We start from the raw sequence: 25629 nt of genomic DNA on the forward strand, positions 1-25629 counted from the left end.
ACGGCGCGAACGCCGCATCGGTCGTGTAGCGCGACGCAGCAAGTGCTTTTGGAATCAGGGGGCGAGTTTGCCAAGCCAACAACGTCGACGAAAGTCGCCCAACGTTGTCTTGCATGTCAGCGTCCATGTTTGCGTTGGCTGTGTGGAAACGCCATCCATCGAGCTCGCATTCCGTGCCAAACGCCTGGTTGATGGGATAACCGGATCTTAGAACTCTTCCGCGAAGATTGAGTCGACAGTCTCCTCGTATTCGCTCAACGATTCAGAGTCTTCGAGCTCGTTGTTCGATGGCAGACGGTCTACAGGCGTGGTCGCATGCGGAGCGTCGATCCTGATGGTTGGCGCGTTGTCGGGATACAGGTTCCCATCCAATGCATCCGCGGAGACAACTTCATCATTCTCTTCGTCCTGTTTCGATGGAAGCTGGGACGATGGTGGTAATTCCGCTGCCACGTATGCGTTCTGCTTATTCAACCAATTGATCACCTGCAACGCATCGACTGGCGTAACACGTTGATCGCCATTGACGTCAAGCATTGACGCTCCGTCGACGCGTTGGTGCGATAGCAACGGATCGTTGGAACGATTCAACCGATTCAGAATCAGCAACGCATCGATCGGCTCAACCCGATCGTCGCCGTTGACATCTCGAGAATTGGATTCATTCTGCCATACGCTGCGGTCGGCGACGGCTTGCAGAACAAACGTCGTGCTCGAGTAACGAACCGGCGATCCGTTGTCGGTTGCCGTGACCGTGATCGACCACTGTCCCGATTCGGGAATCGAATCGCTGTGGAAGGCGAGGCGATTCGGATCAAAGGTGAGCCATTCGGGAAGCGCCGAACCGTCGCTTTGCCGCGCGTTGTAGAACAGTGAGGTGTCCGAATCGGGATCGACAAACGGATCGTCGACGATGTCGAAGTCGAACGGCTTGTCGACGGTGGCTGTGAAGTTTGGCAGTTCTGCCGTCGGTTCGGGAGCCAGATTGTTCGCGGTGACCACAACGGGCGAGCCGACGATGTTCAGGGGGAGGACGTTGGAGACTTGCGGATTGGGGGCAATTTCGAATGCCTGGAACCAAAATTCATCCCCTTCCATCGTAAACGGTACTGGAATGACACCGGACGTTGTGCCATCGATTCCCCCTTCGGCTAGCGAAATGAGCGTGGGGTTGGCGATGTCCAGCGTGACCCCAAATTGGGGAAGGAAGGTGGAACCAGGCTCCGTGCCCCAAGCGAAGATGACGATCCCATCGGGGGTGACGTCGGTCAAATCGACGACAGCGTATCCATCGAGTAAGTGAGAAAATGAAATGACCGGTTCATCATCGAGGCTGATGACAGGGAGATCCGCGACGGGGAAAGCATCGTAAAAGGGATCGTCGCTCGACACATCGGATTGAATTGCAAATTCGATGGTGCCATCGCCACGATCATCGTCCTGTCCTTGGATCGCAATGGACTGAGGTTGGTCCCAGTTGCTGGCGTCAAACGTCAAACTCGCTGTCGCCGCGTATTTGACACCGTCGATCGACAGCAAACCTTCGGTCGCGTCGGTGCTCGAGAACTGCACGGTCACTTCGGCCGTCGGTTCGGATGTGAGTTGGATTGTAACCGTGGAAGTGCCGCCCGCTTCAGTGACGTAGAGCCCGTCCACGGGGGAAATTACAAATCCCGCTTCGTCATCATCCAATATCGTACCGGTTGCCGTTCCGAACGTAACCGATCTTGTCCCCAGGTCGGTCGACGTATCCAACAAGAGACCGTAGTCCTCGTCCATTTCATCGATGGCATCTTCCATGATTGCCACGTCAAACGTCTGAGCCGTGATACTCGACGGATCAAACGTCAACTGCACTAACGCGTCATCAAAATCAACGCCCCCCGTAGCCGTACCATCGTTGAGGTGGATATCCAAAACAACTTGGGTATCGATCGGATGATCCAACGAAACGGTAAACGTTGCCGTTTCGCCTTCGTTGATCGTGACCGCTTCGATTGTGAAGCTGGCCGCATCGTCATCGATAATCGTACCGGTGGCACTATCGCTGGCGGTCGCGTTGCGCGAGCCCAATTCTGTCGACGTGCTGAGTGCTGCAGTAAAGGTCTCGGTCAATTCGACCAAGTCCTCTTCCGTCGTAGCAACGGTGAATGTCTGGGCTGTGGTCGTACCGGCGGCAAACGTCACGATCTGAGGAGCGCTTGCGTAGTCGGCAGCGGTTGCCGTGCCATCGGTGAAGTCGATGTCGACGATCACGTCGGTATCGATTGGATGATCTAGGGAGACGGTAAACGTCGCCGTATCGCCTTCGTTGACCGTGACCGATTCGATTGTGAAGCTGGCGGTATCGTCATCGATAATCGTACCCGTGGCACTATCACTGGCGGTCACGTTGCGCGAGCCCAAGTCCGTCGCCGTGCTGAGTGCTGCAGTAAACGCTTCGGTCAATTCGACCAAGTCCTCTTCCGTCGTAGCAACGGTGAATGTCTGGGCTGTGGTCGTACCGGCGGCAAACGTCACGATCTGAGGAGCGCTTGCGTAGTCGGCGGCCGATGCCGTTCCATTTGTGAAGTCGATGTCGACGATCACGTCGGTATCGATCGGATGATCTAGGGAGACGGTAAACTTCGCCGTTTCGCCTTCGTTGACAGTAACCGCTTCGATCGTAAAGCTGGCGGCATCGTCATCGATAATCGTACCCGTGGCACTATCGCTGGCGGTTACGGTGCGCGAGCCGAATTCTGTCGATGTGCTGAGTGCTGCAGTAAAGGATTCGGTCAATTCGACCAAGTCTTCTTCCGTCGTAGCAACGGTGAATGTCTGGGCGGTGGTCGTACCGGCGGCAAACGTCACGATCTGAGCACCGCTGGCGTAGTCGGCGGCCGATGCCGTTCCATTTGTGAAGTCGATGTCGACGATCACGTCGGTATCGATCGGATGATCTAGGGAGACGGTAAACGTCGCCGTATCGCCTTCGTTGACAGTAACCGATTCGATTGTAAAGCTGGCGGCATCGTCATCGATAATCGTACCGGTGGCACTATCGCTGGCGGTTGCGGTGCGCGAGCCGAATTCTGTCGATGTGCTGAGTGCTGCAGTAAACGCTTCGGTCAGTTCGACCAAGTCCTCTTCCGTCGTGGCAACGGTGAATGTCTGGGCTGTGGTCGTGCCGGCGGCAAACGTCACGATCTGAGCAGCGCTTGCGTAGTCGGCGGCCGATGCCGTTCCATTTGTGAAGTCGATGTCGACGATCACGTCGGTATCGATCGGATGGTCCAACGAAACTGTAAACGTCGCCGTTTCGCCTTCATTGACCGTGACTGATTCGATCGTGAAGCTGGCCGCATCGTCATCGATAATCGTACCGGTGGCACTATCGCTGGCGGTTACGGTGCGCGAGCCCAATTCTGTCGACGTGCTGAGTGCTGCAGTAAAGGTCTCGGTCAATTCGACCAAGTCTTCTTCCGTTGTAGCAACGGTGAATGTCTGGGCGGTGGTCGTACCAGCGGCAAACGTCACGATCTGAGGAGCGCTTGCGTCGTCGGCGGCCGATGCCGTTCCATCGGTGAAGTCGATGTCGACGATCACGTCGGTATCGATCGGATGATCTAGGGAGACGGTAAACGTCGCCGTATCGCCTTCGTTGACAGTAACCGCTTCGATTGTGAAGCTGGCCGCATCGTCGTTGGTGATCGTGTAGGTATGGGTACCTTGAATTGTCGAATCACCGTCGGCATCCTCGATCCGGAGGCCGGCACTTGGATTGGCGAGGGTCAGTTCGATGGTTTCGTCGAGTTCGACGATGCTTTCATCCGTGATGATAATAGGGACATCGATCGCCGAATCGAGTGTGCCATCGTAGGTGCCGGCGGGAATCGTGACGCTGGTGGTCAAGGTAAAGTCGTCGCCAACATCTGCGGATCCACCGGTGATCGTGACGTCGATAGTCTGATCTTCACTGATAACGCCATCGACCAGCAATTTGGGCAGGTTGCTGCCAGTGGCTTCGAGATCCGAGGCGGCGGCGGCGCTGAATTCGACATCGGCCTGGAATTGGAAGTTGGCCAGCGAATCACGCTCCTCCGGCGTCAAGAAGGCGGCGGCTTGGCCACCAAAACCAGCAGCGGTAACGAGGTTCTCGGCCGCCGCGACTGCATCTTCGCGAGCATCGGCAAGAATCGTCAGCGTCATCAGACGCACCGTTTCATGAGCGGGCACGGTCACGACAAATTTCCAGACGATGTTGTCATCGATTACATCAACGCTCGATGGCAACAGGCCGCCGGGGCCATGGATGAAATGCACGATCGCTGGCGAACCGCTTTCATCGGAGTCGTCGGTTCCGATCCACTGATCGGTAACTTCGACAGCGGTATCGCCGCTGGAAGTTCCGAAGACCTCGGTGGCCCCGTCCGAACCGAGGTTACCAACGATGCGAACGGTCGTCGTGATATCAGCCCCCGTTGTGTTTTCGAGTACTTCGATCGTTTGCGCAAAGTCGTCGCTGCCGATTGATGGAACGGTAATCTCGCGAAAGGCGTTTAGTCCAGCGAAGTCCGTTGAATCGGTCACCACGGTTTGGCGGGCATCGTCGAACGTGGCTGACGCAGTCGGAGCAAAGTCCACTCCACCAATTTGCAATCGGTTGATTCCGTCAAATACGCTATCCGTCCCCTCTAAAAGTTGCCCCGTTCCATGGCCACCCCCATCAACGTCCCAGTGCCTTCCGCTTGCAGACATCAACCCCACCGCGGTGGTTCCCGAACTGATACGGATCACTGCAAAGTCATAGTTGCTACCGTTGTAGCTGTACCCCGCGACCACGATCTTCCCGTCGCTCTGCACCGCCACGCTCTGTGCAATGTCGTTTGAAGAGCCGATGGCGGTGGTCATTACGCCATCGCTGTCAAAGGATGTATCGGGCGACCCGTCGGCGTTGTACCGCACGACAGCAAAGTCATAGCTGCTACCGTTGTAGCTGTACCCCGCGACCACGATCTTCCCATCGCTCTGCACCACCACGCTCTGTGCGGCGTCGTGTGAAGCGCCGATGGCAGTGGTTAGTACGCCGTCGCTGTCAAAGGTCGTATCGGGCGTCCCGTCGGCGTTGTACCGCGCGACCGCAAAATCATAGTTGCTACCGTTGTCGCTGTACCCCGCGACCACGATCTTCCCGTCGCTCTGCACCGCCACGCTCCGTGCGTAGGCGCTTGACGAGCCGATTGCGGTGGTCAGTATCCCGTCGTTGCTAAAGGTCGTATCGGGCGTCCCGTCGGCGTTGTACCGCGCGACTGCAAAATCATAGTTGCTACCGTTGTCGCTGTACCCCGCGACCACGATCTTCCCGTCGCTCTGCACCACCACGCTCTGTCCGTAGTCGCGTGAAGAGCCGATGGCAGTGGTTAGTACGCCGTCGCTGTCAAAGGTCGTATCGAGTGTCCCGTCGGCGTTGTACCGCGCGACTGCAAAATCATAGTTGCTACCGTTGTAGCTGGTCCCCGCGACCACGATCTTCCCGTCGCTCTGCACCGCCACGCTCTGTGCTTGGTCGCTTGACGAGCCGATTGCGGTGGTCAGAATCCCGTCGCTGTCAAAGGTCGTATCGAGTGTCCCGTCGGCGTTGTATCGAGCGACCGCAAATTCCTCGTTGCTACCGTTGTAGCTGGACCCCGCGACCACGATCTTCCCGTCGCTCTGCACCACCACGCTCTGTGCGACGTCGCTTGACGAGCCGATTGCTGTGGTCAGTATCCCGTCGTTGCCAAAGGTCGTATCGAGTGTTCCGTCGGCGTTGTATCGCGCGACCGCAAAGTCCTCGTTGCTACCGTTGTAGCTGGACCCCGCGACCACGATCTTCCCGTCGCTCTGCACCGCCACGCTCTGTGCTTGGTCGTTTGAAGAGCCGATGGCGGTGGTCAGAATCCCGTCGCTGTCAAAGGTCGTATCGGGCGTCCCGTCGGCGTTGTATCGCGCGACCGCAAATTCCTCGTTGCTACCGTTGTAGCGGGTCCCCGCGACCACGATCTTCCCGTCGCTCTGCACCGCCACGCTCTGTGCGGCGTCGTGTGAAGCGCCGATGGCAGTGGTTAGTACGCCGTCGCTGTCAAAGGTCGTATCGGGCGTCCCGTCGGCGTTGTACCGCGCGACCGCAAAGTCCTGGTAGCTACCGTTGTAGCTGGACCCCGCGACCACGATCTTCCCGTCGCTCTGCACCGCCACGCTCTGTGCGCCGTCGCTTTGCGAGCCGATTGCGGTGGTCAGAATCCCGTCGCTGTCAAAAGTCGTATCGGGCGTCCCGTCGGCGTTGTACCGCGCGACTGCAAAGTCATAGTTGCTACCGTTGTAGCTGGTCCCCGCGACCACGATCTTCCCGTCGCTCTGCACCGCCACGCTCTGTGCGCCGTCGCTTTGCGAGCCGATGCCAGTGGTTAGTACGCCGTCGCTGTCAAAGGTCGTATCGGGCGTCCCGTCGGCGTTGTACCGCGCGACAGCAAAGTCATCGTTGCTACCGTTGTAGCTGGACCCCGCGACCACGATCTTCCCGTCGCTCTGCACCGCTACGCTCCGTGCGTAGTCGTTTGAAGAGCCGACGATGGCGGCGGTCAGAATCCCGTCGCTGTCAAAGGTCGTATCGGGCGTCCCGTCGGCGTTGTACCGCGCGACTGCAAAGTCATTGTTGCTACCGTTGTAGCTGTACCCCGCGACCACGATCTTCCCGTCGCTCTGCAACGCCACGCTCGTCGCGTACCCCCTGAAAGTCACAACCCCGTTGTATCCGAAAGATATGTCCTTCGATCCATTTGGGTTGTATCGCACCAAGCCATAGTCCCCAGCAACTACCATCTTTCCATCCGGTTGCAATACCAAACTCTGGGCCTGGTCCGAGGAGGAGGCATTGTGAAAGAATTCGGTCGTCACCGCTCCAGCGTTTCCAAACGCTGGATCCAATCCTACATCACCCGAACCATCGACCACAAAATCCGCGACAAAGTCACCTCCCGCAACACCATCACCGTCTCCGTCGATTGGATCGCCGCCGGGACCGCCGAGCGGCGGAGTGTTGGCTAGTTGTTGCTGCAGCAGGTCGAGCTGCGTCTGTTCTGCTGGCAGCTGAGACTCCATGTCGAATCGCCGGTCAATGGCCTCATCTCGAAGCGGGATCAGTTGATGGATTTGGTTTTGCAGGTAATTCGCCCGTTGCTGAAGATTTGCCAGCTCCGTTTGCTTGTCGTCGATCTGAGACTGCAGCACGGCGTCCTGCCCGAGCAAATCATCCAGAACCGACTGCAGATCGCTCAGTTCCGTTTGCAGGCGATCAATTTCTGGCTGCGGTGCGTTGTTCGTTATCGCGTCGTCCAGCTCCAGCTGTTTGATATCCAGTTGCTGCAGCTGGTCCGATATCAAGGACTGCACATCCTGCTGCTGCGTCTGAAGGTCGTTCATTTCGCCTTCGACAATCGGGATCGTGTTCTGGGTGACAAAAAGCTCGCTTTCGGCCTGGTCGATCTGCCCCGTCAGATCCGCTTCGAGCACGGACAACACATCAATCTCTCCTTGCAGGTCATTGACGACACCGGTTTGTTCATCGACCTGGACCTGAATGGCAGCAATCCCGGCAAATGGATCGATTGTCAGCCGGTACACACTCTCGGGCAGTGCAGCGAATGCGAGCGTCACCGAATCGCCGTCGTAGGTGGCCGAATCGATGTCAATGAACAGATCGTCGTCATTGCCCAGCAATCCATCCGGTCCCACCGACTGCAACACATACGGAGCCGTTCCCGCACTCGCGTCGACCGCGCGGCTGAAATCGATCGTCAGTTCCGTGGTACCCGCAGCGATAACGCCCGCGGCCAGCGAGGGTGTTGTGCCGGTGACGGTGTTTGCGGCAACCGCAGTTAGAGTGTAGTTCGCGGCGTCACCACCGTAGCTGATTTGGAATAACGATGCTTCGGTCGCGAAAATCGCTCCCTCGCTGAGTCCCTGGAACACCGTCCCTGTCTCGTCCGCTCCGGCGTCACTGCGAATGTCAATGATCTGAAACGTTTCTCCTGCATCCGGGGATCCGGTAAGTGTGACCGAGAGTTTGCCATCCTGGTTGGACATCGCACTGGTAATAATTTTGTCTGAGAAGCCAGAGTCAGTCCAGAGAATATCCACGTGGTACAGGGAACCCGGCAGAAGTTTCACGGCCGAGGCCTGGATCGTACCAATTCCACTCGGACTGACAGCTCCGGGACTCAGCGTTCCGCCATCGGCAACGGTGATGAGTCCAGTGACCGTTTGGTTTCCGGCAAGCGTTCCTCCCGATGCGACGTGGACGTTTCCGTGAATCATGTCGCCACCCGCTACTGTCGCTCCGTCTTGGATCGAGACTTGCCCAATAAGATTGTCTCCATTGCTTAAATCGAACGTGCCTGAACTTAGTACGATGTTCCCCGTAATGTTCGAGCTAACCGATGTCGTCGTTCCCGAAGACAATTCGACGTTGCGATTCGTCGACTCAATGGGACTGTTCAGAATCAAATCCCCTGATGCTGCCAAGCGGACATCGAAATCGGTCAAAGTAATCGGCTGATTCACAGTGATTGAAGTCGCTTCGACAGCGAAGTCTGCAATTGCATTGATTGCCCCGTCGACGGCCACGTTAACATCGTCGGATCCTAGGAAATCCGCATCCACGTTCAGTGCCCCTGTGAACGCCGGGTCCAGCGATGCAATCGAAATCGTGTCGGTGCCGTCACCTCCACGAATGGTCAGTGATCCCGATGGATTCGGAAAGATCTGTTCTTCGAAATCGCTATTGGGGCTGTAGAGTCGCATCACGCCAGGGCTGACAAGATCGGTTGGATCCATGTCTTCCAACACTGCTGAAGTCACGCCTGCTGGCAATTCAAAGACCATGTCGGCGATCACGGAGTTGAACGTAAATGGTTCGAGTCCCAGCCAGTTCAGCGTGACGGTTTCAACACTGTCAGCGGGGTCGAATACCGTCTGGCCGTCGGTGGCATTGGTGAGCGATACGGTGACGGTGTCGAAATCTCCACCGCTGACAATTGCCGAATCGAATCCTGTGCCTCCTCCGCCATCGAACGTGATCGTGTCGCTTCGATAAGTTCCTGCGGAGAAGTCGAGGAATAGCGTATCATCGATATCGTCTTGTCCCGTGAGCAATGCCTGCCATGGCTCGGCCTGGAATCCACCAAAGACCTCCACGTCATCTTCGATTACAAACACGTCCTCTTCACTTAGTGCGACGACAAACTGATTCTCGGTCTGATCGGCAAGATGCGTCGCCGTATAATCGACGGCATCGTCGTTGATGATAAAGCCCGCTCCAACCTCGCGGCGCACGATGGCGTTTTCGGCGTCGAATAGGTTCAGCAGAAACCTTTCGTCCGCTTCGGCAACCTCGTCGCCGCTAACGACAACGCTGACCGTTTGCTCGCCCGATTCACCTGGAGCCCAGTTCAACGTGCCACTGGTTGGCGTATAGTCGCCATCGGCAGCCTCCGCCGTATCGTCGTTCGTCTGGTAATCAACCGAGACAGGGAATTTTGACGCAGAGGTCAGCGAGACGGTGAAGTCAAAGGATGTCGTCCCGTCGTCGCCTTCGGTCTTTACGACATCGTTCACAAAGATGACGGGAACTTCGATGTCTCCAACGGGCGTATTGGCGACAGCCGTGTCAAGGGCCGCGCCCGCATAGGCCGCAAGCACGGTCGCGATATCCGTCGAACCGCCAGCAACGGCTTGCAAGTCCGTAGCCAGAGCACCCTGCATCCATGCTTCCACCCGCACGATGTCTTCGACAAATGCGGCGTCCGTGGCGACGGGTAGGTCGCGGATCTTCAAATTACCGCGTGCGATCAATGAAGCTGCACCATCAATCACGTCGGCCGAGAGTGTGATGCCGGTACGGAATCCGATTCCTTCAAGCAACGAACGTACGGTGGATTCATTCGCCAAGTCGATTTCTGAACCAGCATCCTGGATGCGCAAAGCGATCTCAGCGTAGGCCAGATCAACAAGCAAATTCGAAGGCGGAGCGCCAGGCGCGGCGGAGAACAGGCTTGCCGCGTCGACGGTGGCATTGAACAGTTCGGCGGAACGTGCATATCCGACTGCAGCATCCGCATTGCCATCCATCGTCGCCTCAAACAGGTCCAGCGTGTCGAGTTCCATGCCGTCAGGCATTCCCATCGCCTGAACCACGCGCTCGCTTGCCTGTGGAATATCAAATCCCAGTTGTGTGAGATGCTGAATCGTCGACGAGATCGAACTGAGCAGTAACTGTCCGGGTACGGACGAGAACTGGCCGACGAATGGCAGTTGCGTTGCCCCATCGGTGCCACCGATTAGAACGAAGCGGCCTTCATCGCGATCGAGGGTCTCGTTGCCATCCACATCAAAAGCAGAATCGATGTCAAGGGAAAAGCTTCCGTCCTGCAGGGTTGTCGTGACCGGTTCGGAGGGCTCACCTTCGTCCTGAATACCATTGTCATTCAAGTCGAGATAATCGACGATTCCATTGAAATTGGCATCGAAGAAGGCCGTGCCATCGACGACATATCCTCCATTGACCGCTAATTGTCCGTTGAAAATGCGGTCGGAGACGGGGATCTGCGACAGATTGATCGAGCTTCCGAACCCAGAGCGACAATCGCCAATCGTTTTCAAATTGATCCTTGGGTTCACGGCCAGCGTGCCGGAAACCGTCTCCGCGTTACTTGAACTGGAAGACAAGACTCGGCAGGCATCACTTGGAACGATGTAAACGGAGAATAGGTTTCTCGATTTGTCGGTTACGGCATTCTTTGTATTACTTGAGAGGAACAGCAACAACCTTTCCCTGTTCTCGCTGCGGCTGTCATTTGTGATTCGGACCTGGAAGGACTTGATCGTCTCTCCCGGCTTAAAGGTCAGTGTCCTGTTGCGGAAATTATGGTCGCTGGTGGTTGCGGTCGAGTATCTTGAAATCCCAATCGGCACGGTGATCGTTTTGCCACTTGCCCTGGAAAGCCGGACCTCCACCCATGCCCCCTGGCCTTCTTTCCGCTCATACGATGTCACCTTAAACGAAGCAACTGGCTGGGCGTCGTCGTCATAAACGCTAACGGTTTCTGACCTTTTAAGTTTCGATGATGTCGTAGCATTGGTGGGGGGGGCGATGCTGACTTTAACTTTTTCGGTGTATTCATCAATGCTGTCGTTCTTGGCTTTGATTGTGAATGTCTTGCTGGTTTGGCCGGGGCTGAACGTTACGCTTGATGGTCCTGTAAAATCTCTGTTGCGACCCGCGGAAGAGCCCGCATAGGAGAGCGGAACCGTGACGGTACGGTTTGATGAGGCTGTCAGCCGCATCGTAATCGACGTGCTGGTTTGGTTTCGCTCACTGATGCTGGAACCTTCACCCATGTAGACGTAAGGATCATCGTCGCGGATCTTGAGCCGAAAATAATCTTGGTTTCCAATTTTCACGCCGTCGGAATTGGCGATTCTTACGTAGCCGTACTCGTCACCTTCGTTATGGGAGTCAGCATAAGGATCGACCGTGAGGGTCTTGCTTGTCTGTCCAGCAGTGAACGTGATCGAGGTCGTGCTAATATCGAAGTCGCGTGAACTGCCCGTCGACTTCACGCCCGTTGTGTAGAGCAGTACGGTAACATCCGTTGCCGACGGGGGGGTTAGCGTCAGTGTTACCGTCTGCGGACCTGCATTTTCCCAAACCGTGGTTCCGCTCGACGAAAACTCTAAAATTGATGTATCGTCGTCGATGATGGTGCCCACAAATGAGCGTGTGGTACCCAGGACGGCATTTGTTGGTTCTCCTAGCCGTAGGGTGACGTTCTCGTTGTTTTCGTCGATGATGTCATCCTGGCCCGTCAGGGTGATAACGCCCTCCGTCTCTCCGGCAGCGATCACAATCGACCCTATTGGCGAGACGCTGTAATCGCCAGCTGTTACCTCGAGGCCGTTCACAAGAGTGTAAGGGACGGTTACCGGAAGTACATGTGGTTCCGATAGTCGCACCGTCGCCGCAAGCTGTCCGCCGTTTTCGCTAAAACTACCTTGGCTCGCAGTAAAACTAACATTGGGGACGTCATTCTGTGGGATCGTAATTACGTGCGTCAGCGGATCACCGACGGCGGTAGAAAGCGTTGCTCCCACCGGCGTTCCGAATTCCGCTACGATACGCTCCGTCAATTCCGGCCTTGTATCGTCAATGATCGTCAGCGGGATCGACCCGCGAAGCGAACCGGCAGGGATCAAAATCTCCGGAGTGGCGACGATGGCGTAGTCCGCATCGTTGGAGTCATCCGCTTCGTTGGTTGCAGTACCCGACAACAGAATCGGTACCCGGATATCCACTTCGGATTCGGCCAGAATTCGTGCCTCAATCACGATCGGACCCGCATCTTCCGCGGCGGTAACGCCCAATGTAAAGAACGACAATTCGGGGATTGCGTCGTTGTCGTTGATGGTCAGCGTGTGAACTGGCGTCCCGCCTGGCGCAACACCAACGCCAGGCTGCATCGTTAGGACGACGGTGTTCGCCCCCTCGAATCGAAGGTCATCGTCGATAGCTAAAGTTAACGTACCCGTAGTGCTACCTGCAGGGAAAAAGAAGTTCGGGTCCGATGCGAAATAGTCGAAATTCAGATCGGCCGTGCCAGAGAACGTGACTGGCACCGTCGTATCAAACGGCAGCGGCTGGGCAAGCTGAGCCACAATTTGCACGACACCCGCGTCCTCGTCAGCCGATGCCGTCGTGTCGGAAAACGAAGCGGTAATCTTTTGGAAATTCCCGAAGTTCGCGTCAACGGCGATCTCACCGGATCCCAGTGTCAGTGAATGGAATCCAACCTCGGGTGGAGTGGCATCGAGTTCCTGAAGCGAATAAGGATCAACCGTCACGGTTCCCACGGAACCGTCATCAGCGCTGTCGTGAACGGAATTCGCAATTTCAAGTGCCGATTGGGTTCCCCAGTAGTTGCCTGCTAGGTTGCGATCATTGACAGAGAGGTTCTGGGCGTTGAAGACGGCGTTGTCGAAGATGTTGTTTGTCGCGATCGCGGTGGAGAATTGCGCTGTCAATTCAATGCCGATTTCGTTCGCTGTGATATTGTTGTATCGCAGGTTGGGGCCGTTGTAAGCGGGCGCCGTCACGCCGATCCGGTTGCCGGTAATCGTCGAGTATTCCACCAGGGTGCTGGCGTGTGCACTGATCGCCACGTCGTTGTTCTCGAAAAGGCTGTTGACGATCGTATGCCGGTCGGCATCGTATAACGCAGTGACGTTGTTGCGGAAAATGGAATCGTAGAACGTGCGGTCCGCACCGCCCGAAACGGTCGTGTTGTTTTCAAACAACGAACGGAAGACTTCGACGTCTCCGCCAGAATAGCCGCCGAAGACAAGCGAGTTGTGCCGGAACGTGCTGTCCGAAATGGTGGCTGGAATGATCGAATTGGTGCAGCATGAAACCTGGAACGCAGTATTGGCGTACTCCAGTGCGACGAAGCCCAGTTCCGCTGTGCCGCCGATCGTGTTTTCCAGCTGAATGCCGTTCCAGTCGTTCATCGCCGGAGTCGCCGACGAACTGGTCAGCAGGATGGGAGCGGCGTCGGTACCGACGGCATCTAGGTGGCCACGGACTGTCAGGCGGGTTCCGGAATCAAACAGCACCACGACGCCCGGATCGATGGAGAGCGTCGTATCGGGAAAGACCAAAACATCGCCAGTCACGCGAACCGGAGAATCGGCGAGGCTCCATGTTGTGTCTTCAAATAGCGCACCATTTACCGTTGTGGCGGTGGAGATCGTTGCGTGATCGATGGTCGTCGTTGCCGGTGCCGCCGGAGGTGCCGGAGTTTCCAACGCTGGAAACGACTGCTGCCAGCTGGCCTGTGGCACTTCGCCAACGGAATAGGTTCCCGCCGCTAGATTGGTAAAGCTGTAGCTGCCGTCATCGGCCGTGGTGGTACTGGGCTCGCCGGTATCTTTTTGCCGATTGTTGTTGAGATCTAAGAAAATTGTCCAGTCCGACAGTCCTGGCTCTCCGGCATCCTGAATGCCGTCGGCATCAAGATCATTAAATTTGACGCCATGAATTTCGACGGGAGCGGGACGATCGGTTTCATGATTGCCGAAGTCGATATCGGTTATCGTGGACCCGCTGGTGGTGGAGAGGTCGACAAACCCGGTTGCTGGAAGGGTGTTGATCCAGCCAGCGCGTCCGACTTCGCGGAGCCGATAGGAGCCTGGGGTTAGGTTCGTAAAGGCGTAGGTCCCATCGGAAGCGGTCGCGACTCGGTGTTCGAAGTTGTCCAATTGGCCGTTGTCGTTGGTGTCGATGTAAATCGTCCAACCCTCGAGGCCAGATTCGCCTGCGTCTTTGATGCCGTCGCCGTTAATGTCATCGAACTTAACACCGCTGACCGTCGTTAGTTGATAATTGCCAAAGTCAACGTTCGAAAGGGTTTCCCCACGTGACACGCTTACTGGAAGACTCCCCGCAAGCAATGGTGTCACCTCTGGCGCGGCAGTAAGAATGGGTTCGTAGGAAACGAGCCCGAGACCAATGTCCTCTCGAGCATCCTCAATGGTTGCGTTGATGCCGGCGCTGTCGGTCACACCCCAGTAATTGTTCGCTGCGACTTTGTTGTTGGTGCCGAAGGTTTTCAGGTTGAGCGTTGTGTTGTCATGAAATGAATTCCCTTCAACCGTAATCGCGTCGTTGCGGCCACTGCCCAGGATCGCTCCGATATCGTTGTTACTGATCTCGTTATTGTACAGTCGGGGGCCAGCATAGAACGATGCTTCCACTCCTGTCGCATTATTTGTAATCCGGGAATAATACACCGACATGTCCGACGCACCGGTGATTCCGATGGTGTTGTTGCGAAATGTGCTCGTCCAGACAGTCGTCCGTCCGCCGTCACGAATACCTATCGCGTTGTTGGCGAATAATGAATCTGTGATTTGCTTGTCGACACTCGAAACGCCGTAAGTGTTGCTGTCGAAGACGGTGCGTTCAATGATAACCTTTGCACCGGAATAGCCGCCGACGCCCGACTGGTTATGGCGGAAAACGCTGTCCGAGATCACGGCAGGGGATGTGGTGCTGCAACATTCGACCTGAATCCCAGTACTGCTATATTCCAGCGTCACAAACTCCAGTACCACATGCCCCCCCTGCGTATTGCGTATATCAATTCCATTCCAGTCCCCTTTGGCCGGCGTGGCTGCGGATGATGTAAACAGAATCGGGGCGGCGCTCGTACCGACAGCTGACAACTCGCCCTCAACAACCAACTGTGCACCCGGAGCGAATAACACTTCTGCACCGGGTTCGACAGTCAGAGTTACACTACCCGAAATGGTGACGGGGGTGGTGATCAAGTAAGGCCCAGCCGCTTTTGTCAACGTCGTGTCTGCGGTGATATCGCCACTCAATGTAGTATTCGAAATGCCGGTGCGCGCCAGAATCGGCGGATTCGGTTCGACGAGACTGGCAGCCACCGGTGCTGGCAGACTGGCGACCCAGCCGGATTTACCGACTTCGACGATATCAACCGATCCTGCGGGAACATTGCTAATCGTGTAAACGCCATCGCTGTCAGTTGTGTCGCTGATTTCTCCGGTATCGAGCACACGATTGCCATTGGTATCGACAAAGATTGTCCAGCCCGCCAAACCAGGCTCACCAGGATCGCGAACCCCATTCGCATTCAGGTCTTCAAATTTCGCACCCTTCACGACGTTTGGCATTGGAGTCAGTGTGACGTCGTTGCCGTCGCCTCCAAGGTAGGAAATCTGAAAGTTCGTGCCGTCGATGGCAACGACACCTCCCTCTACAAGGCCGTTGAAAGTTCCGGTGACACTGTCAGAGCCAACGTTGTCGATGATCAGAAACGTGTCGGTTAGCAGTGCCGCATAGGTTCGCGCGGCATCCAACGTGGCACCACCCAGATCCACCGTGCCATTGGCAACAATTTGGTCATACTCGGTGCTGGCGGTTGCCCCGTCAATTTCGACGAAGAACGTTGAACCGGATGTAAGTCGGAGATCGCCCGTAGTAAGTCTGCCAGGACTGCTGCCTGGACTCAGCATGGCGGTGCTATTCAATTGCACCGCACCGTTAACTGTTCCTGAACCGCCGAGAGTTGCGCCGGAGGCGACGACGACATCACTTGCCGCAGGTCCATCGGCAAGGCTACCGTCCATATTCAGACGTCCACTTTGAACCGTGGTGACTCCGGTGTACGTATTCGCTCCTGACAGCGTGAATATACCTGAACCCTGCTTCACTAAACCGCCAGTGCCGCTGATCACACCATTGTAAGTGGAACTGCTTGCATCACCCGTCGTCAGCGTACCACCGCCCAACGCGATCTCTCCGCCTCCGTTCTGACCACGCAGTCGACCAATTGTTTCATCGAAGCCGTTGAGGTCCAGTGTGGTGCCGGAGTTAACAGCGACTTCGCCCACGTCTGGAATTGCACCGGACGCGCCAATTCGGATTGAGCCAGCACTGATCCCAGTGCCACCGGTGTAGCTGTTGACACCGCTCAGAGTCAGAGTCCCAGAGCCATTCTGTGTCAGATGACCGCCACCACGGATGACACCGCTGAAGGCTGTTGATTGGCCGTCGCCTCCATTTTGCAGACTGACAGATCCGTTGAGAACAACGTCACCTTCACCAGCCAGTGAACCAATTCCATCGAAGCCTATGTCTGGATCCAGGCTGAGAGTCGCACCGGACGCAATCGCCACCGCGCTGCCATTGGGGATGGCACCGCCAAAACCCCCGCTGTCGTAAAGAGTCCCCGCATTGATAGATGTCGCCCCTGAATAGGTGTTGCTGCCACTCAATGTCTGCGTGCCTGTCCCGATCTTCGTCAGACCACCACTACCACTGATGAGGCCACCAAAGTCATCGCTCAACTCGTTGCCACCGGTTGTCAGCGTTCGTGTTCCAAGATCAATCTCGCCAACGGTTCCGTGCAGCGAACCGATCGTTTCGTCGAAACCATCCAGAACGATGGTGGGGCTGTCGGATCCGATGAAAAGACGACTGGCATCGGGAATTGCATCCGCGGCATTCAGCCGCAGAGTCCCGCTTCCACTTACCGATGTCTGGCCGGACCACGCTCCAGTTCCCGAGAGCACAACGGAACTGTCCGCACCAAAGGGGCGCAATCTGACTTCGTGTCCGGCGCCGTTGTCGGTGATGTTGCCAGAAACTGTCAGCACATGATTGGATTGCGAAAGGAACGTTGGGCTGTTCGCCAAAATTGTGGTTGGGCCACTTAACGTGCCAAATCCGGTAATTGTGGCACTCCCAATATTAAAGGGTTCTGCGGTTGTGACTCCGTTGAGGACGAGGGTCGCGCCGGAAGACAGGCTGGTGGCACCCGACGCTGCACCGAGGGCTTCGTCGTGAAAAATGTCGATCGTCCCTTCAAGGATTTGAGTGATTCCCGAGTAGGTATTGTCGCCAAGTAGCCGGACTCGCGAAACGGATCCTGTCTTGGTGATGCCGCCACTGCCACTAATCATGCCTGAAAGACTCATCATGCCGGGAATCGTCTCATCGTTCAGCGTGAGCGTGTGAGTGCCAAGATCGATCGTTCCCTGAATGTCCAGTGCACCATCTGTCTGAATCGTCTGAGAGCCGGTCAATTCCAGTGGTACGTTAAACGTGTTTGTGCCGGCAGACTGGTTGTCGATCCCATTGGCCAGTCCAATACTGTTGCCGGTGAGGGTGTAGCCGGCGTCAGTGAAGACGATCGAATCGAAAGCTGTACCGGTGGCGAAGTTGTTCGTGTTCGCTAATCGAGCCGCACCGCTAGGAAATTCAAGTTGGTCACCTGAAACAGGCGCAACGTTATTGGTCCAGTTGGCGGGCGTCGACCAGAAAGCGTCGTCGCCACCACCGTCCCAAACCACTGTCGCCAGCATCCGCCGATCTTCCAGTTGTTCGGCGAGCATTCGTCGTCGCTTCGGCGCCAATTGTGACTTATTGTTTCGCTTGCTTGAACGTTTTATTCGTGCCTGACTCATCGGATCGCTTTTCTAACCGTGTGCTGTGCCGCTTGGATTCCGTCATTGTCGTTCTGTAGGCTTTTCCTTTTCCGCGTGCCGACGCAGTGGCATCGTTACGCGTACCGGTAACCCTCCTCAAAAGGTATTGGCGGATTTCTTTGCCGCAAAAACCACAAAATTCGGATTATCGTTAAAGCTGCCGCATGGAGGCCGCCTGGTAACCCGCAAGGGTGGACTTGCGTGCAGTATGGTGGTTTGCGTGCGGTTAGGTTGAAATACGTACATGCAAGTCAGCACCACCGATTTCGTGACCCGAGCAATACGAACGACTTGTCAGAGGTCAGTCGCATGAGCACCACTGCCGATGGATCGCCACTAACCGACAATGAATTCCAGCGACTGCTGCGAGACACACGCGCTGGTTGCGACGCGTCGTTGGGGAAATTGCTGGAGCCGCATCGTGAGCTTTTAACTCATGTTGCCCGGGCAAAGCTTGATTCAGAGATGCGGAAGAAGATGTCGGGCTCCGATTTGGTTCAAGACGCGTTCGCGGTGGCGACACGCGATTTTGGAGACTTTCGGGGCCAACGGCCTGAACTCCTCAACGCTTGGCTGTTAACGATTTTGAATCACCAGCTGATCGAAGGTATTCGTCGGTTCAAGGTTTCCGAGAAACGGCGTCTACAGCGTGAATTGCCCGACGGGGAAAACTGTCTGAGCCAAACGGCAGATGACGGAGATTCGCCAAGTGCGGTGCTCTCTGCAAAAGAAGACGTGGCGCAACTGCTTGGCGCGATCGGACAATTGCCTGAAGAGCTACGCCAGATCGTACAGATGCGTTATCTCGACAACCGTACGTTTGATCAGATTGCGACAGAACTTAATCTTCCAACCTCCACCTGCCGACGTCGCTGGTTCGAAGCGATTCAAACGATTGGTCACCAGATCGACGGTGCCGTGTGAGCGATTCCCGCAAAGCCGTCGACGACCAAGCCCGCCGTGCAGCCGGATATGAACGTGCGCTCGCTTCGGATTCGGATCCCGTTGACGTTCGTTTTGAACAGGAACACGCCAAGACGGCCCGTGTGCTGCGGTTGCTGAATACCGTTTTTGAGCGGGCCGAAGTGCCCCCGCCGGAACCTGTTCTGCCCGAGAAGATCGGACGCTTTGAAGTGTCGGGTTTGTTGGGACGCGGAGGGATGGGAACGGTCTATCAAGCGCGTGACCCCGAACTGGACCGTGACGTCGCGATCAAGGTGGCTCGCGTCGATGGCACCGACCCGGCCGAAATGCATCGCCGATTGCACCGCGAGGCGCGTGCGGTCGCGACGCTCGATCATCCCGGCATTGTTCCGGTCTATGAGATCGGGACGACCGATCAGGGCCAGAGTTTTCTGGTGATGGCCCTGTGCGAGGGGGAGACGCTTGGGGCTTGGATCGAGCGGCAAACCAACCCCATCGATCCGATACTTGCGGCGCGAACGATCGCTGACGTCGTCGATGCAGTCCAGTACGGCCACCAGCACAATGTGCTACACCGCGACCTAAAGCCGGCGAATGTTCTGTTGTTTCCCAACCGCGAGAACGGCGATTCCAACTCGCTGCCGTGGATCCCACGGGTGACTGATTTTGGGTTGGCATGCTCGATCGATCAGCGTCTAAAAGAAACCGGCAGCAGCGTCATGCTGGGCACCCCGCTGTATATGTCTCCCGAGCAAGCCCACGGAGGCGATGGAGAGGCAGGGCAGGCGACGGACATCTTTTCGATCGGGGCAATCTTGTACCATCTACTCACCGGATCGCCGCCATTTGCAGCGTCGAATTATCCGGCGGTATTGATGCGATTGCAGAACGACACGCCGGTACCCATTTCGCAGGTGCGGCCAGAAATCGACAAGGATCTCGCCACGATTTGCATGAAGTGTCTGGAGAGAGTGCCTGAGGATCGGTACTCGCGTAGTGCGGATCTGGCCGCCGACCTACATCGATTTTTGGAGGGGGATGCCATCTCCGCACGCGCTCAGAGCCCGTGGCATCGATTGCGGCGGTGGAGCCAACGTCCCGCGCGAGTTTCCGATCTGTCGGCGGCGATCATCCTTGTCGTCTGCGCTCGGATTTTCTTTGGGATCGCAGGCTTGGTGGCGATTCCGATGTACGGTCAATCCGTCTTCAATCCGAGTGACATGGTTGAATCGTTGTTCGTCCATGGCTTGGTGATCATCCCGTGCGAGTTATGGACCATTTGGGCGGCGCGTCAAAACCAGCAACGTCGGCTCTCACCGGGTTTATATTGGATCGCCTATCTGCTTACGATCGCGTGGTGTTGCGTCACATGGATGATTGCCAGTGGCGTCTCAGGAGCGTCGTCATGGTACGATCGTAATCCCGATGTGCGTTTAATGACGTTCTTGATGATCAGTATTTTATATGGCGCCCAAACGATCTGTTGGTACCTTGCGGACTGGCGCAGGATTGAACCCGGAACGTCGCAACGATGCTGGCGGACCCTCAAACGCCTTGCCCTGACGGGACCGGTTCTCACATTCGCAGCCGTGATGCTCTGGTAGCTTCTGGCTTGATCCCAGCGAAGCGTCGCCATTGTTGTTCAACGACAATCAGCGTTCGACTTGAGGCCATGCCAAACGTTGTTTCAAAACAGCCAGTGAAATGCCACAAACGGTCCGTCGATCACCTCTGTTTCCGAAAGCCTTTGGCGTTTCGGTATGAAACGTCTCGTTGCCAGAGGCGCATCGATGCCGTGGTTGAGGCAATGCCCATGCCTCGCCACGCGACGGTGAAGCAATCGCAACCATCAATGTGAACGCCTCACGGACCTGCCCGCCCGCAGGGCAAATGACGATCTCAACACGAGAACATTGTCCTCGGTGGGACTGCCCGGATTGGCTTCATCGTTGTGTGCAAATTACCGAAGAGTGCCGCTTTGCGAGGCCTTCGGTTTGAAGGCCTCGCCGGACGGAAGCATCGGCCGTGTCGCTACTTTGTCATGTCGATATCGAAGGAGTTGTCACCCTGGGTGACTTCCAACTTGAGACCGCTTTGGCTTGGATCGCGGTACTTGTCGGGGATGTCTTTCACGGGGGAGATCTCGACAACCAGTTCCTCTTCCATCGACGGCGGCTGTTCGGGCGGAAGGACCGTCACGACGTAGCTGCCAGTTGGGATCGGCGTATTCGTTTTGTACTGCCCACCTTCCTGGAGCTCTTCGGAAATGCCTACGCCAAGCTCGCTGCTGTAGAAGGTGACCACCCCTTGTTGGACAGGCTGTCCCTCGTAGGTGACGCGACCGCTGATCGTCCCCGACGGATCTACGGGGGAATTACCACAGCCGCTTACCCAAGGTAAAACCCCGATCCAAACAATCACTGTGTAGAGAAACGCTGACGAACGACGCGAAGGGCATACTGCCACCATAAAATCACCTGAGCTTTGACTTGAATTGTTTGTCGAACTTGCTGTGTTATTTGAAATGAATTGACTGCAGCCGGGTCGCCGCAATGGATACGGCGACCGCAGCGCGCAAATCAAAGTTTAGAACTCAGCAAGGACATTGCCGTCATCGCGGACACAGAGTCGGCTGAGCGTGGTGAATTCCAATGTCTCAGCCAAGAAACGGACCGAACCGTCTGCCAGCAACACTTGGATACCGCCCGGGTGGAAGGAATTGAGAATGGTATTGCCGGCATAGGGTCTGTCCGATTTTGGGACTGTATTGCCACCGGATTGCGCGGTTTTCGCATTGATCACGGACGCCACCGTCGTGACGCCGGCGATGTGATGGGCCCCTGTCTTGGTAGTCACGTCGCCGGAACTCGACCATCCGCGCCAGCCACCGTGATAGTTGGTGCGATAGTCATTTGTGCCTACACGTCCCGATTGTTCAGCGACGAAAATCGCGTTGGATGTGCCGTCGGTGATGTCGCGGAAGCTGAGTTCCTTCTCTGGGACAAGCACGCCCGTGTTGCAATACACGCCGTATGAAGCTCCGGTCGAACAAACATTCGTGCGATTTGCCGGATCGGGAAACGCTCCGCTGATGCCGACGTAATCGTGGGTCTGCAGACGATCGTAATTGCACATGTTGCCTCCCGGTTCGTTGGATGGAAGGGCGCTCGAGGGACACTTATAGGTAGGCACCGTCAGGTCGATCAAAATCAAATTATTGCCGGTCGCCTGTTGGCCGTAGCTGCTGCTTGAATTGCATCCCGAATACACATGGGCGGACTGATCAACTTGGTCGTAAAGATTCTCTTCTTCGAGTCCTGGCAAGATGTGAAAACGCCAGTTGGGGCCATTGGATCGTGACGCCCCATTGGGGAACTTTCGGTAGGTGTCGTGATGGTTATGCAGGGCCAGACCTTGCTGCTTGAGATTATTGCTGCATTGCATCCGCCGCGCCGCTTCCCGAGCTGCCTGGACAGCTGGCAACAGAAGACCAACCAAGATTCCAATGATGGCAATAACGACAAGTAGTTCTACCAGTGTAAAGCCGACTCGCATCGGTCGAGAGTGTTTCATCGCTTTATCCTTTCGGAAACAAACACGTGAACGAATGGGCACTGCCGAGCAATGCGGCAATCACCCCAGAAGTGAAGGTAGCGTAAAGAAATGAAAGTAAGATGTCAAACAAGCATGCATCTTTTTGGTTGGGTGGTACTGCCTAGAAGGAGGTGTCCCCCCGTTGCGCTTGCAAGGTGGTTGGCGAAGGGGCCGGTCGTTGTCTCGTTCTACGCGGCAGCAGGTGCCTGTTCTGCAATTTGCAGTTACGAGCGATGCGGCAGCGCTTGCCGGATCTTCGTCGTCAGGCTGCGAATTGATTGCAATCAGTCCGCAGTTGCCCGATGAATCGACGGGCACCAACGGAGCAAGTGAGACTCGAATTTGCGGTCCTATCGGATCAAGACGCAGATGTCGCGGCCGATGATGGTGTCGCGTGGAAGGTCTTGGAACGGATCCTTCATCACATGCGGAAAGACCGGAACAGCGATCGGGCAGAAATCAACGGTGGCAACGGTTGCGTGCTGCCGATTCCCGCAACCTTTGTGCTGAACCGCAATGGCGTCGTGACCTGGCGGTTCGTCAATCTAGAATATCGGCAACGCGCGGAACCCGATGACGTTATCGCAGCGTTGTAGGAACTTGCATTAGCCTCTCGGCAAAGTGCGAGACTCTATTGGGCATGCTTCGCCGTGGCCAGCTTGAACTCTGGAAATCTAGGCTCCTCCTTTGTCCGTGGAATTAACCAACCGGAAATTCGAAATGCGATACGGTCCCATCCGGAAACGCTGCCATCATCCGATGGCTCTTTTATTCGGTATGCGTTTGCAAAACCGTCGTCGCTAGTTGGGACCGCTTCGGATCATGCTGCGGAGGTTTCTTCGAGGTGGTCTCGGAGACGCAGGGTAAACGTTTGCTCGAGCGTTGATTAGAATTATTCATCACGCACAAAACCTGCGGTTGGCTCAGCGCAACCAGAGTCGGAGCTCTTGCTATGGCGCGTCGATGCGTCCAGGAGCTTCGAATGCCACCCACGTATCGGGCCTCCACCGCACCCACGGAACTCTTATGCTCGAAATAATGCTGTCGCTACGAACGCGAAGGATGTCAGTCTCTCTCCTGTCGGCTGCACTGCTTGTCGGGTGGGTTCCAAGCCTTGCCGCAAGCGACCCCGAACAATCGCCAGATGGACAAACGGCGGCTGTTGTCAACGAAGGAAATCGCGGCACCGTGGCGCGAAGCCGAGAAAGGACGGCGGGTTCCGCGGTCTACCTGACGGCGAACGAGATGTCGATCGCGACGGGCCAGCCCTCGTTGGTCCTGATGTCCAGCGGCTCCACACACATTCCTGTCTGGTCGTTATCGGGTGGCACTCCTGGGCAGTCGGTCTCTGGCGTCGTCGGCGGTTTCCCGAACGACTGTGTCGCCGTGAAAGTCGAGATTGTGGTCACGACGACCGATCCGACGACGAGCCCCGATTACTCCGACGTCTATCGGGTGCATCTGTCCCAGATGGTAGAGGATGCCCCGTTCACCGAGCGGTATTTTTTAGGCAAACCCGTGCCGACCGCTCTTCCCGCCGCCCCGTTCTACTCTCGCACGATCCTGCTGGAGTCGTATTACGAAGTCGATCCGCAGGCTCCGTTGACGGTGCGAATCCAGCGAGAGCCGGGCGATCCTAACGATTCATTCACTCGGCCCACGGGGCTGGCTACGGTTAAGGTGACGCCGCTGAAGGCGCTTGCCGAGTCACACGTCGTGCAAGACGTGAGCGGCTACAATTCGTGGCCGATGATCCAAGCCATCGGTGAGAAACTTGTCTGTGTTTACAGCCGAGGCACGGCCCATTCGATCAAAGAGGACGTCCGCGCCGTCTTCGCACGCACTTCCACCGATGGAGGAAAAACGTGGACGGCGGAAACGACTGTCGCCGACACGCCGGGAGATGGAGAGGTGACCGTTGCCAAGGGGCTCGATTCCACGGGGGCGATGCTTTTGTGGGTGCGTCGCATCGGGAAGGATTGGAACCACGACCTCTATCGAACCACCGATGGGGTGACCTTCACGCGCGTCGCGACGCCAGATCTTGCGGTGCAACCGATGCAGATTACGGACGTCTTCGCGGTTCCCACGGTTGGGCTGATGGCCCTGTGGTTCGCGGGAGACTACAGCGACAAAGCGGCGCAATCGTGGGGCACGCTAACCAGCCGAGACGATGGAGCGACCTGGACGCAGACCTCCATCGAATCGGGATTGACCAAAGCAAACTGGCCGACTGAACCCTCGGCGGTTTATCTGGGCGATGGCAGGATCCTGGCAGTCGGACGGACAGAAATCGGACAAGGTCAATTCCAACTGGTCTCTACCGATTACGGAGCGACCTGGAAGCGTTCCCAAACGAACATCCGCGATGTCCATGCCTCCACGCCTAGCCTGATCCACGACGCGGAAACTGGTCTGCTAAGCAACTATTATTATGAGCGAGGCCGGGGAATCCTGCGGCGTCGAGTGGTCGATCCCGAGATCGTGTTCGACCATCCGCTTAATTGGCCCGCATCGGAGGCCATCGCCATCGCAAGTCCCATCGCCTGGGATTCGGGGAACGCAAACGCCACGGTGATCGGAAACAAACATTACGTCGCTTTCTACTCCGGCGAAGCCCCCAACACGTCCGTTCTGGTATCGGAATTCCCGGCGCCAACGACCGAGAAACCACATTCCAGCCGATGAGTCGGCTTGACTTGCAGCACTGTCGCGCCGTGATCGAATCACAAAACGACGATGGGGCCACGAGCCCGATTCTGCGGGGCGATCGCAACTTCCCACGCGCCGCATCCACGACTTGACTTCGCCTGTGCCCCAGCGTGTTCTTGAATTTTCAAGGTTGCTCAGCGACAGATCGCCAGTGTGAACCCGAGACATGCTTGGTAATCGATGGAAGTGCTTCGGTTTGCGAAACCATCGTGGAAGGAGAACTGCAGTGATTCGGTAGCACCGTTCGAATGACTCCGAACTTGGCTACAATCTGTAGCCGGAGTTTACGAAAAGGGTGAAGTGGGAAGTTGA

At 56.4% G+C, this 25629-nt stretch carries 7 protein-coding genes; 4 read left to right on the forward strand and 3 right to left on the reverse strand.

The annotated features are described in order from the left end of the window. Positions 1–207: 207 nt before the first annotated feature. Positions 208–17994 (reverse strand): Calx-beta domain-containing protein, encoded by a 17787-nt coding sequence (locus Poly24_RS11330; protein ID WP_197452501.1) that lies wholly within the window; start codon positions 17992–17994, stop codon positions 208–210. Positions 17995–18396: 402 nt separating this feature from the next. Between Poly24_RS11330 and Poly24_RS11335 the strand changes: the two genes are divergently transcribed. Both Poly24_RS11335 and Poly24_RS11340 read left to right on the forward strand, forming a co-directional pair. Next, positions 18397–19011: a sigma-70 family RNA polymerase sigma factor gene (locus Poly24_RS11335; protein ID WP_145094811.1), complete on the forward strand. Its 615-nt coding sequence runs from the start codon at positions 18397–18399 to the stop codon at positions 19009–19011. Then, positions 19008–20615: a serine/threonine-protein kinase gene (locus tag Poly24_RS11340; RefSeq protein ID WP_145094814.1), complete on the forward strand. Its 1608-nt coding sequence runs from the start codon at positions 19008–19010 to the stop codon at positions 20613–20615. The genes Poly24_RS11335 and Poly24_RS11340 overlap by 4 nt, the downstream gene beginning before the upstream one ends. A gap of 427 nt (positions 20616–21042) precedes the next feature. Here the strand turns inward: Poly24_RS11340 and Poly24_RS11345 are convergent, their stop codons facing one another. Then, the gene (locus Poly24_RS11345) at positions 21043–21432 is read right to left on the reverse strand and encodes a hypothetical protein (RefSeq protein WP_231753580.1); all 390 of its coding nucleotides are present in this window, start codon (positions 21430–21432) and stop codon (positions 21043–21045) included. A gap of 165 nt (positions 21433–21597) precedes the next feature. Then, entirely contained in the window at positions 21598–22584 is a 987-nt protein-coding gene (locus tag Poly24_RS11350) for a DUF1559 family PulG-like putative transporter (RefSeq protein ID WP_145094817.1), read from the reverse strand. A gap of 350 nt (positions 22585–22934) precedes the next feature. On the opposite strand from Poly24_RS11350, the gene Poly24_RS11355 reads away from it, so the two are divergent. Next, positions 22935–23201, forward strand: coding sequence for a hypothetical protein (locus Poly24_RS11355; RefSeq protein WP_145094820.1), 267 nt, complete (start codon positions 22935–22937; stop codon positions 23199–23201). 466 nt (positions 23202–23667) lie between these two features. Beyond that, entirely contained in the window at positions 23668–25293 is a 1626-nt protein-coding gene (locus Poly24_RS11360; protein ID WP_231753581.1) for a sialidase family protein, read from the forward strand. Positions 25294–25629 lie beyond the last annotated feature (336 nt).

It is taken from the genome of Rosistilla carotiformis (genome assembly GCF_007753095.1).
Lineage (GTDB): Bacteria > Planctomycetota > Planctomycetia > Pirellulales > Pirellulaceae > Rosistilla > Rosistilla carotiformis.